The 18,343-nt window shown below is 47.6% G+C and carries 16 protein-coding genes; 14 read left to right on the top strand and 2 right to left on the bottom strand.

What is annotated here, in order from left to right; translation table 11 throughout:
- On the top strand, window positions 1–1,662 hold a 1,662-nt coding region (locus tag IEY46_RS24605; protein ID WP_188996020.1), incomplete at its 5' end, for a LamG-like jellyroll fold domain-containing protein.
- Window positions 1,663–1,877: 215 nt separating this feature from the next.
- Here IEY46_RS24605 and IEY46_RS24600 read toward each other — a convergent pair.
- Entirely contained in the window at window positions 1,878–2,759 is an 882-nt protein-coding gene (locus tag IEY46_RS24600; RefSeq protein WP_188996017.1) for a helix-turn-helix transcriptional regulator, read from the bottom strand.
- Between the two features lie 147 nt (window positions 2,760–2,906).
- Here IEY46_RS24600 and IEY46_RS24595 point away from each other — a divergent pair, with 147 nt between their 5' ends.
- From IEY46_RS24595 to IEY46_RS24580, 4 genes are all read left to right on the top strand, one after another.
- Window positions 2,907–3,755 (top strand): phytanoyl-CoA dioxygenase family protein, encoded by an 849-nt coding sequence (locus tag IEY46_RS24595; RefSeq protein WP_188996015.1) that lies wholly within the window; start codon window positions 2,907–2,909, stop codon window positions 3,753–3,755.
- A 395-nt stretch (window positions 3,756–4,150) separates the two neighbouring features.
- Complete coding sequence (locus IEY46_RS24590; RefSeq protein WP_188996013.1) at window positions 4,151–5,446, top strand: ABC transporter substrate-binding protein; 1,296 nt, start codon at window positions 4,151–4,153, stop codon at window positions 5,444–5,446.
- A gap of 70 nt (window positions 5,447–5,516) precedes the next feature.
- Complete coding sequence (locus tag IEY46_RS24585; protein ID WP_229750506.1) at window positions 5,517–6,416, top strand: carbohydrate ABC transporter permease; 900 nt, start codon at window positions 5,517–5,519, stop codon at window positions 6,414–6,416.
- A gap of 24 nt (window positions 6,417–6,440) precedes the next feature.
- Window positions 6,441–7,280, top strand: a complete 840-nt coding sequence (locus tag IEY46_RS24580) for a carbohydrate ABC transporter permease (protein ID WP_229750505.1) — start codon at window positions 6,441–6,443, stop codon at window positions 7,278–7,280.
- Between the two features lie 17 nt (window positions 7,281–7,297).
- Here the strand turns inward: IEY46_RS24580 and IEY46_RS24575 are convergent, their stop codons facing one another.
- Window positions 7,298–8,149: an AraC family transcriptional regulator gene (locus tag IEY46_RS24575; protein WP_188996011.1), complete on the bottom strand. Its 852-nt coding sequence runs from the start codon at window positions 8,147–8,149 to the stop codon at window positions 7,298–7,300.
- A gap of 91 nt (window positions 8,150–8,240) precedes the next feature.
- Here IEY46_RS24575 and IEY46_RS24570 point away from each other — a divergent pair, with 91 nt between their 5' ends.
- The 9 genes from IEY46_RS24570 to IEY46_RS24530 all read left to right on the top strand — a co-directional run bounded on the left by IEY46_RS24570 (window position 8,241) and on the right by IEY46_RS24530 (window position 18,326).
- Complete coding sequence (locus tag IEY46_RS24570; protein ID WP_188996009.1) at window positions 8,241–9,506, top strand: hypothetical protein; 1,266 nt, start codon at window positions 8,241–8,243, stop codon at window positions 9,504–9,506.
- Window positions 9,507–9,518: 12 nt separating this feature from the next.
- Complete coding sequence (locus IEY46_RS37110; protein ID WP_188996176.1) at window positions 9,519–9,710, top strand: hypothetical protein; 192 nt, start codon at window positions 9,519–9,521, stop codon at window positions 9,708–9,710.
- Window positions 9,711–9,960: 250 nt separating this feature from the next.
- Window positions 9,961–10,452: a signal peptidase II gene (lspA, locus tag IEY46_RS24560; RefSeq protein WP_373288874.1), complete on the top strand. Its 492-nt coding sequence runs from the start codon at window positions 9,961–9,963 to the stop codon at window positions 10,450–10,452.
- A gap of 214 nt (window positions 10,453–10,666) precedes the next feature.
- On the top strand, window positions 10,667–11,023 hold the full coding sequence (locus tag IEY46_RS24555) for a DUF3221 domain-containing protein (RefSeq protein WP_188996005.1): 357 nt from the start codon (window positions 10,667–10,669) through the stop codon (window positions 11,021–11,023).
- 205 nt (window positions 11,024–11,228) lie between these two features.
- Window positions 11,229–13,010, top strand: coding sequence for a sensor histidine kinase (locus IEY46_RS24550; protein WP_188996003.1), 1,782 nt, complete (start codon window positions 11,229–11,231; stop codon window positions 13,008–13,010).
- 4 nt (window positions 13,011–13,014) lie between these two features.
- Window positions 13,015–14,634, top strand: a complete 1,620-nt coding sequence (locus tag IEY46_RS24545) for a response regulator (protein WP_188996001.1) — start codon at window positions 13,015–13,017, stop codon at window positions 14,632–14,634.
- 132 nt (window positions 14,635–14,766) lie between these two features.
- Complete coding sequence (locus IEY46_RS24540) at window positions 14,767–16,455, top strand: extracellular solute-binding protein (RefSeq protein ID WP_188995999.1); 1,689 nt, start codon at window positions 14,767–14,769, stop codon at window positions 16,453–16,455.
- A 70-nt stretch (window positions 16,456–16,525) separates the two neighbouring features.
- A complete protein-coding gene (locus IEY46_RS24535; RefSeq protein ID WP_188995997.1) occupies window positions 16,526–17,425 on the top strand; it encodes an ABC transporter permease in 900 nt (299 codons plus the stop codon).
- A gap of 1 nt (window position 17,426) precedes the next feature.
- Window positions 17,427–18,326: a carbohydrate ABC transporter permease gene (locus IEY46_RS24530; protein WP_229750504.1), complete on the top strand. Its 900-nt coding sequence runs from the start codon at window positions 17,427–17,429 to the stop codon at window positions 18,324–18,326.
- Window positions 18,327–18,343 lie beyond the last annotated feature (17 nt).

The raw sequence follows: 18,343 nt of genomic DNA, 5'->3' as shown, positions 1-18,343 counted from the left end.
ATTCAATCCGGCAGCCTGGGCTTTGGATATGGAGCACAGGGCATTTGGAACGATCTTTACACCGAGGACGATTACGGGGTGAAGTACGGCGAATGGTTAGGGTGGTATGATGGATTGAACTTGCCCGGCGGTGCGCAAATGGGCTATATGAAGCGGTTCTATACCGCTCTGGATTGGTGGAAGCTCGGCCCCAGATTCGGTGACACCGCATGGGCGGATTTTGTTAAACCGGGGAAAACATCGCTTAAATCAGACGGCAACGAGAGTTATGTTGTTTATTTCTACGACAACGACCGGAAGACTGGAAGGCTGAAGCAAATGGATGATGATTCCGTTTATCAGGCGCAATGGTTCGATCCGCTGACAGGGCTCTACTATCCGCTGAACGAACCGGTTACGTCTTCCTCCGGAGCCTGGTGTATCCCCTTAAAACCGAACGCGGCGGACTGGGTGCTGCTCGTCGAAAAGGAGAAGCCAGGCCACCGCAAAACGGAGCCAAGCAACCCTGCGGATCTCGATCCAGCCATACAACAAGCGATAACAGAATCCGCAAGCGGTAGCTGTTATGAGCTGCCGGACGACTCTGGTAACGTAGAACTGCCTTCACCCGTCGGCGAATGGAGCTTTGAGGAGAAGTCGGGCAATTCCATTATCGATTTATCGGGTAACGGCAATTCGGCAACACTTGTCCAAGGAGCAGATATAGGGAACGGCGATGTCAACGGTCATGCGCTTATTTTGGATGGCGTAGACGATTATGCCACCATTGCCGATCATCCGTTGCTGGACGGCATGGATCAATTCAGTATTTCGTTATGGGTGAATCTGTCCAGCCTTCCGATGCAAAACTATTCCATCATTGGGAAAGAAGCCATAACGGGCGCCATGAGCAGTAATTCGTACCGAATCATCGTCACGCCGAGCGGAAAAGGTCATTTTGTAATGAGTACGGCGAGCGCGGGGTGGTATAGTACGAGGGCTGATTTTACGGTGCCGCTGCAACCCGGACTATGGTACCATCTCGTAGCTGTTTACGACGGCCAAAACGCGCGCATTTACATTGACGGAAACGAAGAGGGCGTGAGCAACGACATATCCGGCTCGCTGCTGGATACGAATGAACCGATCCGAATCGGTTATAAATCGGCCAACAATGTCGATTATACGAAAGCGATGATGGATGAAATCCAAATTTACAATAAGGCGCTCACGCCGCAACAAATTTTAAAGCTACTCGTTACGTCTTCCCTGGTGAATTTCGCGAAGGGCGCGACGGCTTCAGCTTCAAACACAGACACGGCGAACGGCTATGCCGTCGAGAAAGTCAATGACGGAGCCGCGACGACGAATTGGAGCGGGTGGGCTACCGACGGTACCGCGCTGCCGCAATGGGTGCAGCTGGATTTCGGCTCGGCGAAGACGTTCAGCCGGGTTGAGCTGTACACGACGTCGGGTTATGCCATCAAGGATTACCGGGTTCAATATTGGAACGGCTCGGCCTGGGCGGATTGCCTGCCCGCGATCACGGGCAACGCGTTCAATCATCGGACTCACACGTTCCCAGCAGTCACCGGCTCGAAGGTCAGGATTCTCGGTACTAGCGGTCCCGTTATCCAGCCGCAATATATCCGAGTTAACGAGATTGAAGTGTACAGCGAATAACGATGCAGTGATTTGGACGAAATCAAAAGCAATTCAACCCTATGTATTGAATTACCTGTAATTAATGGTTATACGGTGTCCTATCAAGAATTAAGCCCCTAGGACGCGAGATGATTTATTTTTAGAGGGGTGGATAAGAACGGCAATTGGAGGAGCTTGCTACGTGGAAGCTCCTCTTTTCCATTGAAGTAATGGGCAGGATAATGGAATATTCATTAGATCAATCGATATTGACGGCGGAAGACCGTCGGAGCTACGCCTTCCATCTTTTGAAACAATTTGGTAAAGGCGTGAACCGATGAAAAACCATAACGTTCGGCGATCACCGTTACCGTATCGTTCGTACTTAGCAGGTCGTTCCTGGCTTTGTTGATGCGGCACCGATTCCAATACCATTTGGGCGTAAAGCCGGTATGCGTCCGGAAAAGCGCATGGAAGTGGCTGCGGCTCAATCCAAGCTTCTCCGCCCAACCTTCGACGTCTTCGTATTCACCGCCTGCCAGCTGTTCCATCGACGCTATCAGTTTGGTGATACGCGGATCTGTGATATCGGATTGACGCCTAGCCAACCGGTAGACTTGGTGAAGCAGCAAGTGGAAATGACCAGTGATGGCTAACGAATTCGGATAACCCTCGTGATCGAGAACCGATAAATCGGGAGATACCGCCTCGAACTCAGACGTTACCGTCTCGAACAATCCTTTCCATACGCTGATCGAATCCACGACTAGCGAGTAAGGAATCCCATAGTCGAGCTGCACGTCCAACAAACGGTCATCTGATTTCTTGGAACATTGACACAATAAATCATTTGGAATCCGTACCCCCGTCTTCAGTCGATAGGACCATTCGAAGAATACACAACGAAACGTGAGTGGACTATCCACATCCACCTCCCAAGTGTGGGATACGCCAGGCTGGATAAATAACAAAGTCCCTGGCTGCAATCGTATATTCGGACGGTCATCGTAGATGATGCTGCCACAGCCGGACTCGATGAGATACAGGGAGGGGACATAACAGATCCGAGGACCATGCCGATCGCCCGCGAGCAGAGGGACACGGATCGCAAATCGTACAAATGGACAAACGATCATAGGATTAAAAGTAACCACCAACCTTTATTATCATAATATCATACAATCGGATAAAATGAATATTTTCAGACAAAGACAGATTGTCCCGAATCAAGTCATAATGATGGTATAAGCGATAGTGAACTCGCGACGAGAGGATGAGCTGAAGTGCCAAATGCAAATGGAATACCGACGCAAGATGACGTTAAATTTTTCAAAGAAAATGGCTACTGGGTGTCTCCGAAAATTATCGACGATGAAAGGCTGTCCAGGCTGCGCGAAAGAATGGAGAGAGTTTACCGGAACGAATTCGAAACGGGAACGCCTCCCGAAGCCATCTGGAGCTACGAAAAAGGTCACCCGAAAACGCTTCGCAAAACAGATATGGCGAGCTATGCCGACTTAACGATCCGTGCACTCACCCACGATCCGGTGATCGGCGAGATTGCCGCTGCTTTGACGGAGGCGGATACAATCCGTTTCTGGGCCGATCAGCTGTTGCATAAACCTGAACAATCCGGAGGACACGCTTCAAACGTGGGTTGGCATCAGGACTATACGTATTGGAAGTGCTTTCAGAACCCAGAGACGCTGCTTACGGCATGGGTGGCTTACGATGACGTTGACGAAGAGAATGGCTGCATGATGATGGTGCCGGGCAGCAACCAATGGGGGCTTCTGAATGGTAGTGACTTTTACGAACAAAATTTAGACAATCAAAAGAATGGAATGAACGTACCTGAGGGACGAGTGTTTCGAACTATGCCGATCGTCATGAAAGCGGGTCAAGTCAGCTTCCATCACAGCTTGACAATACACGGAAGCGGGCCTAACATTTCGGACCGGGTACGCCGCTCGTCGGCGCTTCACTTAATGACCGGCGAAACGCGCTTTCGGTACGATGAGCGACACCAATACTTGTCGACCAAACAATTCATGGCTTCAGGTGGTAAAGATGGCGATATCGTTCAGGGAGACATGTACCCGGTCATATACAAAAAAGGCGTAACGGCATAATGCCGTTACGTCTTTTTTAATGACAATACTTTATTGTAAATGGCGTTCAGCGATTTTTGGCTAGTTGAAGCAATTAGAACAACACTTTATTGTAATGAATCAACTGGAGTTTGGTAATTAAGTTGTGTAATGAATGAAAAAGTTGTGCTCTATTCGGTATTATAGTTATGTTCTAAGTGTCTGTTCTATAAACGAAACCCGACAGACGATCGAATGATCGATCAGCTGTCGTTTTTTTTGTAGATGAATGAGCACCAGTGTTCGAACAAAGAACTGATAGTATAGTCCATCTAGTTTGTCAGACGATCCATGTTCTCTCCTTCATGGAGTCATTATACTTATTCATGAGCTCCGTTTGGTGGAGCCAAATAAACATTAGGGGGATCATCATCCGTATGAAAAAGCTTCTACTATCTTGCCTCATCAGCATGTTAACCATCACTTCAGCAGCATGTTCGTCAGCACCATCGGAAGGTAATGATTCGAAATCAGAGGGTTCGACGGATAGTGGCACCAAGTCCGGCACAATGGTACAACTCAAGTTTTCTAGCTACCAATCCGGCGATGTCTCGAAAGATTGGGAAACAATACAGTTTCCCGCATATAAGAAAGAAACAGGCGTTGATGTAGAGCATGTGTTCATTAAGCATGAGGATACCATTTCGACCCTTATGATGTGGAACGCGGCAAATACGATGCCCGATGCAGGTATGTTGAGTGCCGATTATGAAAACGCTCTCGCTGCCAAAGGAATGCTCGTTAATCTGTCCGAGTTGATTAAAGAAAAAGATCCAAACTATGATTTGGGACGGTTTTTCCCGAAATTACTGGATGCCTATAAATACAAAGATGAATTGTATGCGTTACCAAGCGATCTGGATTTGGGACTGTTGTGGTACAACAAAGATATGTTTGATGCAGCAGGTATTGCTTATCCGGATGAAAATTGGACGTGGGATGATTATTTAAGTGCGGCGACGAAGCTAACTTCGGGTGACGGTCCGGCCAAAATATATGGGACCAAATTGCCTTCTCCACAAACGTTTTTATGGCAGAATAATGCCGATATCATTAGTGCGGATGGCAAAAATGTGACCATTGACAGTCCGGAAGGATTAGAGGCGATTACGTTTATATCTGATCTGGTCAACAAATACAAAGTTGCTCCAAAGTCGGGAGCGAATGATGAAGATAAATTTCAGACCGGTAGAGCAGCGATGTCACTCGGCGAAGGACCATGGTACGCCCACTATGGTCTCAAAGATGTGAAGTTCAACTGGGGTATCGCACCAATGCCTAAAGGCAAACAAAAGGCGACAACCGCATATGGCTCTACGTTCGCCATTTTCTCATCCTCGAAACATCAAGATGAGGCCTGGGAATTTATTAAATGGTTCTTGTCGGATGAGCAGCAGTTTATTCGGGCGAAGCAGTTCTCGTGGTTCCCGCCATCCAGCTCCGTACTATCCATGCCTGATTTCGTCGATGAGTCTGTTCTGCAAATGAGCAAGGATCAGAAAGAATTGGTCATGAAGGAAGCGGAATATGGCAGAGCACCGGTTGTTGTCGAGAAACAAAATGAGGCCAACCAAATCATCAATCGGGAGTTAAAGCTCGTATGGTCTGGTGAGAAAAAACCGGAAGATGCTCTGAATACGATCAAGACACAAGTCCAGCCACTGTTAAAATAAATTGGCAGTCAATGCTGGGTCTGCGCTTTGCTGCAGATCCGGCCCATTGATTTCTATAGAGGTGTGTGTAATGAGGAGACTCGAAAAATCCAAGCTATTAAATATGCAATCCAGATATGCGTATTTGTTTATCGCGCCTGCCTTTATTCTGATGATCGTATTTATGATCTTTCCGATCTTCTCTGGCTTGGTCATCAGCTTTACGGATTGGGACGGCATTCATGATAAAACATTTGTCGGGTTCGGCAATTATTCTGAAATCTTTCAAGATAAATATTTTTATACATCCTTAATCAATACAATCTACTTTGTGGTTGGCTCCGTTCCTCCCATAATGCTGTTATCACTCGTATTTGCGGTCATGCTGAATGCAGGAATTCGAGGAATAGTTTTTTTTAGAGGTATTTATTTTTTACCGACGATCACTTCAGGTGTTGCGATTGCTGTCATCTGGAAATGGATCTATAACTCGGACTCTGGGCTGCTGAACAGCATTTTATATTCTCTCGGACTCCCGACACCGGATTGGCTGAACAACAGCAAATATGCAATGGTGGCTATTATTGCTATGAGTGTGTGGAAGTCGTTAGGTACGAATATTGTCATTATTTTGTCCGGGTTGCAATCGATCTCTGGAACTTTGTATGAAGCAGCAAGCATTGATGGTGCCAATGGACTGAAAAGATTTTGGTATATCACGGTTCCGATGCTTTCTCCTACACTCTTTTTTATTTCGATTATTACGATCATTGGATCGTTCCAGGTATTCGAGCAAGTGCTGGTTTTAACGCAAGGCGGTCCAGGGGACTCAACTCTTGTACTGGTGTACTATATTTACAGGCAAGCCTTTGAAAACTTCCACATCGGCTATGCATCGGCGTTAGCTTACACGATGTTTCTGGTTATTCTTGTGATCACCATTATTCAGTGGGCTGTACGCAAATATTGGGTGCATTCCGAAGTGGAGTAATGGATAAAGGAGTGAGTTGAAACGGTGGAATCGAAAGCTAGTTCGAAGGCTCAATCCGCTAAATTATTCGCATATGCTATATTGTCTGTATGCGGTGTGGTGATGATTGTTCCATTTATATGGATGATATCAACATCGCTAAAGGAAAACCATCTTGTCATGTCCTACCCTCCGGTGTGGATACCGAATCCGATAAAATGGAGTAATTATATCGAGGCGCTGACTGCGTTTCCTTTCTTTCGATATTTCTGGAATACATCTTACATTACGGTTCTAACGATTGTTGGGGTCGTCTTCACCTCATCATTGGCGGGATACGCCTTCGCAAGGATGAACTTTGCCTTTCGCAATGCATCTTTCATGATTGTGTTATCCACCATGATGATTCCAGGACAAGTTATCATGATTCCGATTTTTCTGCTCGTTCGTGATTTGGGGTGGATGGACTCACATTTATCTTTAATCGTTCCGGGCATAATGTCACCATTTGGAATTTTTCTGATGAGGCAGTTTTATCTGTCCATTCCGAAGGAACTTGAAGACGCTGCTTATATCGATGGTTGCAATCCGTTACGCACCTTTTTCTCGATATTCCTGCCATTGTCCAAACCGGCTATAGCAACTCTGACAGTATTTACATTCATGGGTACGTGGAATTCCTTCCTATGGCCGCTCATATTGATCAGTACAAAATCAAAGCAGATGTTAACGGTGGGGTTACTCCAATTTCAAAATATGTACACGACGCAGTTCAACTTGCTCATGGCAGCAACGGTCCTTGTGCTATTGCCCGTGTTTATCGTTTATATGCTGGCACAGCGATATTTTGTAGAAGGTATTGCTGCAACAGGGATTAAAGGATAAAGCCCCGGATCGGGGCTTTACATATTTTCGCGGAAGACGCTTGGTGATTTGCCGGTAATTTTCTTGAACAATCGAGAGAAGTAGAAGGTATCTTCGTAACCAAGCTTTAATGCTATTTCTTTTACCTGCTGATCGGTGCTAAGAAGAAGCTTTTTCGCTTCCAAGATTTTGGATCGATGGACGTATTCGTGCAAGGAATATCCGGTATGTTTGCTGACAAGTCGACGCAAGGTGGAAACAGCAATATGATGTTGCTCTGCAAAGACTGTGGCATCGAATGACCCGTATGGAGAATTTGTAATGTCGTCCAAGACGGAGAAAACCGATTCGGATTTATTTGTTTCCTTCTGCGGTAGGCTGAGCTGATAAAATTCGTATATTAACGTTTCAAGAAGCAATGCAGCACGGTCTGCGTTAGCAGGTAAGCCGCTGTCCATTAGTGTGAACATGGTTTCGATTTTGTTGACGAGATAGTCATGAACGCCTAATTGAAGTACTACCTCATGTTGGAACCAGTTGGAAATCCATTCTTCTACACGGGATCCTTCCATGCGAACGTAGTATTCGTCCCAAGTATTATCCAAGGTAGGCCCGTAGTTGAATTTGGCTCCTGAATATACGAAGAATAAGCTGCCTGGACTTATGGCTTGAATCGGTCCATCGTTAATTTGAAACGTTCCCTGGCCTTTAACGACGTAGCCAAACGCCCATTTAGGAAATTCGGCTTTACGCTGTTGATACGTTCTGCCAGGCAGGTGACCGATCTCTGATATCGCTAATGAAGGGATCGCCAGTTTCGATGGATCGGTTTTGAGATTGACGATGCGTATTGGAAGAGAACTGATCGTATAGTCCATGAATTTGCTCATGTGGTATATGTTACCCTCCATCAAATGTTGTTATTATAAGAATAAATTATATCGAATCGTATTCCGAAAATAAAGAGGAGTTGATCATCAGATGCATGAAAATACAAAAATCGTATCTCGAAGTGTTCTCCGGGATGTGGAATCAGCGAGTCAAATGATGAGAAGATTTTTTCGTGTGACGAAAGAAACAATGCGGGCGATGGCGGGGTATTTGCCAACGATGCGGATATGGTGGGCGAAGAAAATGTTAGCGCGTCATATTTGGCTTGATGCGATGCACGCCGATATGTTGCGTTCCCGAGCCTTGGATTTGCGTTATCCGCGCATTGATGTAGACGAAAACATTGATGTTCACTTGATCCATGTGCTGGAAAAATTGCCTGTCGTCACTTCGGATGAGCAGTTTATTATCCGGGTTTACCGTGTAATTAAACCGGCGATGCTTCAATCGTTCGAGAAGTATATGGCGACGAGTGATCCACTGGATGATGCGCCTAGCCACGTATATTTGCAGCGAATGATCAATGAGCTGAAGCAAGAGTTGGAGGAGTTCGATGAGGCGTGCACTCGAAACGGATCAAGTGGAGGATTCGACTGTGTGTCATTAGAGCAGGAATTCAAGGCAATCATGGAAAGCTGCGGGGGTACGGAAGGGCCGGATCAAGAGCCGGGCGCGGAATTCGGTGATTATTTGAATCAGCCGGAGTATGTTATCCCGCTTGAGGGTGGCCGAGATACTTCTTGGGAGCCCGCCGTTATGCAAGTGCCGCCGCGAGCACCACGGAATATCAAAGAAAAGCTCGTTTGGGTAGCTATTGACCATGCCAATGAGGTGTGGGCGGCTGAAACGCCAGCGGCGCTCATCTGGCAATATAAAAAAGCGCCGTGGCCGATGATTCTCGATGCATCCCGCTGGTGTTATGACGAGATGCGCCATGCGATGATGGGTGTCGAGCGACTGGAGGCTCTTGGATTGCAAGCCGGCATTGATACGCCGATGGTACCTGATCATTGGCGGGCGTTCAGCGAACGCGGTATAGAATCGCTGCTATTGCTGCTGCATGGGCTGGAGCAAAGTGGTCCGCGTCACAAGATGAACTTAAGAAAAACACTTTCTGAAGTGAACGATTTCGACGGTGCACAAGACTGCGATTACGATTGGGCAGATGAGTCAGGTCATATTTCGTTCGGCTTGGCCTGGATCAAACTAGTGTTCCCGAATTGGTCGAAAGAGCAGATTATGAGCGAGACGAGAAAGATTTGCGAAGAGTGGAGCGAGTGGATTCAGCGCCGTCACCGCGAAGGCACCCACGGCTACGAGAAGTTTATGGAAAGAATTGAAGACAAATGTAGCTGAAAAGTATAAAAAATCCGGCGTAATCATGACGAGAGATGGGGTTGCCCAAACGACGGCACGTACGTTTGTTCGTGGGGCGGCAAAGGATCGGAGCCAGGTCAACTGGACTGCCCGCATGGCATCTGCGTCGATTCTCATGGCGATGTTTATGTTGCGGAATGGATCAACTACGGCCGTGTTACAAAACTGATTCGCAATCGCTAGTAGATACGTAGTATAAGACGATCATATACGAAGCCTCCGAAACCGAGAGCGGGAAAGCCGCTCGGGTAACGGAGGCTTATTTATTGTAGTTGCTTGGAGAAATATATGATAGGTCTGTCAAAAAGCTATCCTGCAGGATTTCAAGAGCTTTTGGTTGTCATCGTGGTTGTAAGTCAGGAAGTACAAAAAGGGATTGGTGTATTTTATCGGGACAGTGTTATGATAGTGACAAAAATAAAGAAAGCAGGATATGAATATGATCTATTTTGGTTATTATGTAATTGCCGCTATCTTCTTTGGTATCGACCAATGGACAAAAAGGCTTGTTGTTCAAAAGATGGAGCTGGGGGAAAGCATACCGGTAATCGAAAATTTCCTCTATATTACGTCTCACCGAAACCGTGGAGCGGCATGGGGCATTTTGGAAGGGCAGATGTGGTTTTTTTATATCATCACAGCCCTTTTTGGAATAGGCGTGATTTATTATATTCAAAAGCATACGAAGGATAAAAAACTGATGGGTATTGGGCTCGGCATTCTATTAGGCGGCATGCTTGGGAATTTCTATGATCGCTTGATTCATAAAGAAGTGGTTGATTTTATCGATACCTATATATTCGGCTATGACTTCCCGATATTTAACGTAGCGGATTCTTCGCTTTGGATCGGAATTGGTTTTGTGTTTATTCATATGATGTTCTTTGAGAAGAATCAAAAGGATGAGCGGTCACAAGCTGAATAACCATCCTCATCTTCAGAATCTCTATAAAAATTATAATCCAGGCAAAATAAAAGGCGTGGGACCATTAATAATGGTCTTCCCGTCTTTTTTTGCTAAGCGGAACGTTTACGCTCTACAGAAATGCCAAGGGCAGTTCATGCAACAAATTCTACCCCGGTCCGTCTAATAAAATGGGTAAGTCTAAGACTTTTTGTTTGCGAGAGGAGTAGAAATATTGAGAAAGTCAGTTCTGGGAGCAGCCCTGGCACTTGCCATATGTATGCTTAGCGGTTGCAGTGCTTCATCCGAAGCCGAGAAGGGGAATTATATTATTTCCAAAGAAGATCAAAGAATCTTAGTGGCGAAGAATATTTCCCGGAAGGACTCTGAGAATAAGACCTTTGCTGCCCTCAAAGAAAATAACGTCGAATTAATCAATTATATTGTTGAAGATTCTAAGCTTTACAACGATCTTAAAGTAGGAGAAAAGGTTCATGTAACTCCCAAAACAAGCGACAAAGGCGAATATATTGTGATGCAATCTGATCCTCCTCAAATTATAGCCGGCGAGATAGAAAGAGATAAGGATTGACGCGTCTCTACCCCAACTCCCCGCATCCCCATGTTATCCTCAACCCTTCATAAACGGACTTTAGGGCTTGTGCAATCTTCCATTCTTCCTGTAAGATAGGTGCAAATTAAAGGGGAGATTACCCGCATCGTCATACCACACTCGGACTTCATCGTCCATTACCGTGATGATGCGGTCTCTTTCTGATGTCCGGGAGGAACGCTTCATGAAACCATTCAGCTTGTTTCGGCGCATGACCATCTACCCCAAACTCATTATCGCTTTTCTCATTGCCATCGTTCCGATCGTTGTGGTTAGCCTTCAGATGAACCAGATGGGAGCGGATACAATTCGGGAGAAGCTGCTGGCATCGATGAATTCCCATGTGTTATCCGGCATGAAGGAACTTGAAGCGGAGTTCGACCGCATTATCCGTCTTCATCAGCAATTCGTGCTGGATGGCGATGTCTCCAACCTGAGCACGCTATCGACCATCTGGTCCCAATATGATGTGTATGTGATGCAGAACCGGGTCCAGAAGAAGCTCTGGCTAACGAAAAACTTTAATCCCTATGTGAAGATAGCCCGGGCGCATATTCCGCTTATCGGGAAGACGCTCCTCCCCGAATCTGAAGAGAATGTCATGCCTGATGCCGATATCGCCGCCTTCCAAGATGCGCAAACCAAACAAACCTCGCCCGTCGTTTACTGGAACAACAAACTGCTGATCAACACGCTGTATCCGTCTCCGCCAAGTCCTGGCAAACCGCCTTTGTATATTATTCAATCCGAGATCGACCCCAGCCGGCTCACCGGTTTCCTTCGGCAGATCGAACAGAATATGTCCGGTACAAGCGCACTGCTGGTGAACGGTAAACAAACCTGGAAAGCTTCCGGCAGGCTGGAGCAACCGGATGATCAGCTGCTGGCCATGATCAGACAATTCGTCGAACAACGGAAGGATAACGATTTGAGCGGGCAAGGAACGTTGCTTTTCAACCATACCAAGTATAACGTGACCTTTGCTCATTCCACACTCCTGAATATGGAGCTGGTCATCTACAGTACGGAGCGTATGGTGCTGGGGCCGCTCAATGAATATCAAAGCTGGCTCCGGTTTTTGTTCGGCGTTTCCCTTGTCGTCGTGTTTGGATTCTCCTATTGGATTTTCCGCCAAATTCATACCCCACTGGGAAAAATGGTTCGCGCCTTCCGCAAGGTGGAAAAAGGAGACCTGACGATCGCGATCGGGCATCCCAATGACGATGAGTTTAAATTTCTCTACGGACAGTTCAACAGCATGGTGCGTCAGCTTCAACATTCTGTGCAGGAGGTTTACGAGTCGAGGATTACAACGCAGCAAGCCGAGCTGAAGCAGCTTCAGTCCCAGATTAATCCCCACTTTCTGTACAACACTTATTTCATGGTTCATCGGATGGCCGAAGCGCATGACTTGGATAATGTGGTGAAGGCAACAAAATATCTGGGTGAGTATTTTCAATACATCACACGAAATGCGGGCAAGGAAGCTACGCTTGCGGAAGAGTGGAATCATACGCTGGCGTATCTGGAGCTTCAGCAGATGAGGTTTCACAATCGGATCGAAGCGCGGATTATTGAGGAACCCTCCCCATCAATGGACATCAGACTTCCGAGGCTGATTCTGCAACCCCTGGTTGAGAATGTTTTCCAGCACGGACTTCGTTCCGTCAAGGCTGGAGGTATTATCGGAATGGCCCAGCTCGCGCTGCCTGATGGGGGGATTCTTATTCGCGTTGAAGACAATGGACAGGATTTGAGCCGTGAAGATCTGGATAATCTGATCCGCAGACTCCGGCATAAGCCTGCCCCCGAGGCGGAGAGAACCGGATTAATGAATGTGCATAGAAGGCTGCAGCTCATGCGTGGAGGGAACGAAGGGCTGCGGCTGTCGCGGAGTCCGCTCGGCGGACTGAGGATAGAGATTGAATGGCCGGGTAGTACCGGTCAATCCGGAGAGGAGAGGTAGAGATATGCGTCGATTGCTGCTTGTGGACGACGAACCTTTTATTGTGAATGGGATGGCTGCTCTGATCAAGGAGTGCGAATTTCTGCAGCTTGAGGTGTATAAATCCTATTCAGCCGATGAAGCGCTGGAGTGGCTGCAGCGGACGGCCATGGATATTGTGCTTACGGATATTTCCATGCCGGGGATGGACGGTCTTGAGCTCCAGCGGCATGTCTTGCATAATTGGCCGCGATGCAAGGTTATTTTCCTGACCGGTTATGATGAGTTCAGCTACGTGAAGGAAGCCGTTCACAACCGGGCGGCTGACTACATCCTCAAAACAGAAGGCGACCAGGCTATTCTGGCTGCGGTGGAGCGGGCAGTGATGGAGATCGACAAGGAGCTGGCAGACAGTCTTCAGCTGGCACAGACACGAGCGCGCCTGCAGGTTGCCCTGCCCTCCCTGCAGAAGGAGTGGGTTCAACAGCTGCTCCTGGAAGAAACAGCTGCTTCCTCCAGGTCTATGCAAGAGCAGCTCGATGAGCTTGATCTGGGACTGATCAGCGATCAGCCCGTATTCCTGGTAATGGCCAAGGTGGACCTGCATAACGACCTTCCGAATCCGGATAAAGCACTGCTTCTGTACGCATTGCAGAATATTGCGGATGAATATTGGCAGAGCTACGTGAGGCAGTGCTCCTTTGCTTTGGATCAATCGAGAGTAATCTGGTTGATTCAGGATGGGGATGACAGCGGTGGCCGCAGCCTTGTGAGATTTGTTCACGAGGTTGTAGAACGCATTCAACAGACGAGCCGGGAGCTGTTGAAGCTGGACGTATCCTTCGCGTTGTCAGCCGAAATGTGCGATTGGAAAATGATAGCCAGCCAATATGAAAGACTGCAGCGATTGCTCAGAAGCAGCCTGGGAATTGGCCAGGAACTGCTGCTTGAAGGATCCGAAGATTCAGCCGGTGACGGCGTACAGCACGCTGCCCTGCAGCATATGGTAAGGTTGGTAGCCCGATTGGAACGCCATCTGGAGCACAGCGAAAGGCTTGAATGGCTCGCCGGTATGGATGAACTGATAGGCGATAAGACTCTGATGCCGCTGCCCGATATTCGTCAAATCGCCTCCTATCGGCTTGTTGCCGTCCTGATGACCTATGCCATGAACGAGGATATGCAGCATGTGCTGCTTGAGGAGAGAATGGAGCAGTTGACCCATTCCGCCACATACGCGGAATGGCAGGATACGATGCGCAGTATGGCGAAGACGGGCGATATCCTGTGCAGCTACAAAGAGAATCGGGCGGATCAGCATGGCCGGAATCTGGTGCTGCGAATCCGGCAGTATATTGATGCTCATTTGGCCGGCGACTTGTCGTTGACCCGGATTGGGGAAGAAGTCGCATATAACCCCTATTATTTGTCCAAGCTTTACAAACAATTGACAGGCGAGAATCTGTCCGATGCCATCATGACGATCCGGCTGAACGAAGCGAAACGGATGCTGAAGGATACCGACGATAAGATACAGAATATCGCTGCCGGCGTGGGTTTCGATTCAGCGGCGTATTTCACGCGGTTTTTCAAAAAGACGACCGACCGTACCCCTTTGGAATATAGGGAAAGCTCACGTAAATGACAAAAAAACGTGATATATCCAAATAAGTCAAGCGAAATCTAAATTGTCTCATTTCGCGATAACGTTTCCAAGGCTAAAATCAAATCTGAAAGTGCGCGCGCACTCTCCAGAAATGAATCAGGGGGATTAGGAATGAAAACAACCAGATCAATAGCGATTGTTGTTTTATTGTCTATCATGATCATGAGCTTGCTCTCCGCTTGCAGCGGGAATGGCGACAACAAGCCCGGCTCATCTGACACTCCGCAAGCAAATGAAGGAGAATCCGGCTCTAAGGACGCTCAGGTAGCGGATCCGCTTGGCAAATTCGACCCGCCGATTGAAGTGACCGTTATCCGTCCATACGATGAGAACACCAAGTTCGTGGAGGGCGATTCGGCGGAGGATAACGAATGGACGCGGGCCTATGCTGAAAGGCTGGGCATTAACGTTAAATTCAAGTGGACGCTTCAGGGGGGCGGCTATACAGAGAAGTTGAACGTATCGATTGCCAGTGACGATCTCGCGGATATTATGGTCGTTAACAGCTCTCAATTAAATCAAATGGCCGAAGCCGGACAACTGGCTGACCTGAAAGAATCATTCGATCTGCAAGCAACGGAATTTGTAAAAGAACAGTTTAATGCAGATGGCGGTATTTCCTTAAAATCGGCTACCTTCGACGGCAAGCTGCTGGGCATCCCCCGAATCGGGTCGGACATCGACGAGGTCCCTCTCCTGTGGGTCCGCATGGACTGGCTAAAGAAGCTGAATCTTCCGGAGCCCAAGACGATTGCTGATGTATTGGCCATTTCCAAAGCCTTTACAAATAACGATCCGGACGGAAACAACAAGGCGGATACTTACGGAATGGCCCTCTCGAAGGATCTGAACGGTGGATTTCCGGGTTTTGAAGGTTTCCTGAACGGCTATCATGCCCAGTTCAATATGTGGATCAAGGATGAGTCAGGCCAGATTGTGAACAGCAACATCCAGCCGGAAATGAAGACAGCCCTGGCCGAGCTTCAGCGGATGTATAAGGACAAGGAAATTGACAGAGAATTCGGCACCAAGGATGGAAACAAGGTTGCCGAACAGGTGACAAGCGGAAAAATCGGCATGTATTATGGCTTGATGTGGACACCGCTATGGCCTTTGCAAGGAGGCAAAGACCTTGATCCCGGTATGGAATGGAAATCCTTTCCCCTTCCTTCTATTGATGGCACACAAGCCAAAGCGCAAATTCCATTCCCGGTCGGACAATATTACGTCGTTCGTAAAGATGCGGCACACCCGGAAGCCGCAGTCAAAATGCTGAATCTGTTCTTCGATACCAGCTTTGACAAAGGTACGGAATTGGATACGTATGGAACGACACCTGATGGAATTGAAGCGTTTAAGCATGCGATAATCGCCGGCGCGCCGATGACGAGCAATATGGATAAGTACAAGCAGATTTCTTATGCTTTGGACAATAATAACGACCTCTCGCAGATGAAAGATTACATCAAAACCGATTTCGCTGCGGTGAAATCCTATCTGGATGGCGATCCCAAGGGATGGGGCATGTACAATGTGTTTGGTAAAGGCAGCTCCTTCTCCGTTATCGAGAAATATGTCGCCGAGGATGTGCTGCTCAGATCGGAATTCTTCGGAGCTCCTACTCCAACTATGGTGGAGAAGAATAGCACGCTGGAATCGCTGCTTAAGGAAACATTCACCAAAATCATTATGGGCGGAGCCTCGATTGATGAATTTGATAAATTCACTAAAAATTGGAAAAAACTAGGTGGGGACCAAATTACGAAAGAAGTCAATGAATGGTACGCCAAGCAAGATTGAGCCAGCAGGGGGTGCGCATCATGCTCCCCCTTTTTCCTGAAATACTATCCTGGGGGAAAGGACGGATGAGATGAGGTTAAGACACTGGAGAAAAGAAGCACCGCTTCATCTAATGATCCTTCCGGGCCTTCTGCTCGTTGTTGTGTTCAGTTATGTTCCGCTGTTCGGGTTGACAATGGCATTTCAGAAATTTCTGCCGGGCCGGCCCTTCTTTGATAATCAATGGGTAGGGTTCGATAACTTTAAGTTTATGTGGGATATGCCAGATTCGAGAAGGGTTCTGTGGAATACGGTATACATTGCCTGCCTTAAGATTGTAGCGGGTCAAATCGTTCCGATCCTGATTGCGTTGTTGTTGAATGAGGTGCGCAAAATATGGCTGAAAAGAAGCGTTCAGACCTTGATCTACTTGCCCCATTTTCTCTCATGGATTATTCTGGGTGGCATTCTCGTCGATATCCTGTCTCCATCGCAAGGGATCGTTAACCAGGTAATGGGCGTGTTCGGCATAGACCCCATCTATTTTCTGGGCGACAACCGCTGGTTTCCGTTCACCCTTGTTACAACCGATTTGTGGAAGGAATTCGGCTTCAATACGATTGTTTATTTGGCTGCTTTGACAGGGATTAATCCCGCTCTGTACGAAGCGTCTCTCATTGATGGAGCGAACCGTTGGAAACAAACGCTGAACATCACGCTTCCCGGTATTATGCCGATCGTGATTCTGCTGGCAACGCTGAGTCTGGGCAATGTGCTTAATGCGGGGTTCGACCAGGTTTTTAATCTGTACAGTCCTTCTGTTTACGAGAGCGGAGATATTGTGGATACGCTAGTATACAGAGTCGGATTAGGTCAGGCGCAATACAGTCTGGCGACTGCGATCGGCCTGCTCAAGTCTGTCGTGTCTTTTATTATGATTTCTATCTCCTACATTCTGGCCTACCGGCTGGCTAACTACAGAATTTTCTAGAATGGGGTTGATCCGTCTCATGCGCAGCGCAGGCATAGGATATCGTGTGTTCAACGGGTTTAATATCGCCTTCCTTGTTGCACTGTCCCTTTTGTGCATCCTGCCACTTGTCCATGTTTTGGCTCTTTCCTTCAGCAGCAGCAGTGCAGCGGGAGCCGGAATGGTGAAGCTGTGGCCCGTAGGTTTTACCACAAGCTCCTATGAATTCATTCTCAAAAAACCGGAGTTTCTGAATTCGATAAGCGTTACGGTGCAGAGGGTACTGCTGGGTACGGCCATTAACATGGTCCTGACTTTATTGGTGGCCTACCCGTTGTCGAAGGAAACGCAAGCCTTTCGGCTCCGGACGGTCTATGCATGGATTTTCGTGTTTACGATTCTTTTTAATGGCGGCCTTATACCCTGGTACATGACCATTAAATGGGTGGGCCTTCTGGATTCGATGTGGGCGCTGATTCTGCCGGGTGCCGTGCCGATATTCAACGTGATTCTGCTGTTGAACTTCTTCAGAGGACTGCCCAAGGAAATGGAGGAGGCGGCATCCATCGACGGTGCCAGCCACTGGGTCATTTTATTTAAGATTTACACACCGCTTTCTCTGCCGGCTCTTGCTACCATAGGCCTGTTTGCGATGGTCAACCATTGGAATTCCTGGTTCGACGGACTGATCCTTATGCAATCCCAGGACAAATACCCATTGTCCACGTATCTGCAGAGCATGCTGGCGCATATTGACCTGACCTCCATGTCGGGAAGAGATATGAAGGATTTGGCGGAGGTATCGGACCGAACGGCCAAAGCCGCCCAGATTTTCCTTGGGGCATTGCCGATCCTGCTTGTGTATCCGTTCCTGCAGAAGTTTTTTGTCAAGGGCATTGTACTTGGCAGTGTAAAATCGTGAGGCCATGCCGGGCGATC

Source organism: Paenibacillus nasutitermitis (genome assembly GCF_014641075.1).
GTDB lineage: Bacteria > Bacillota > Bacilli > Paenibacillales > Paenibacillaceae > Paenibacillus_Z > Paenibacillus_Z nasutitermitis.
Note: the sequence above shows the minus strand (reverse complement) of the source record. Positions and strands in the feature narration are given on the sequence as shown.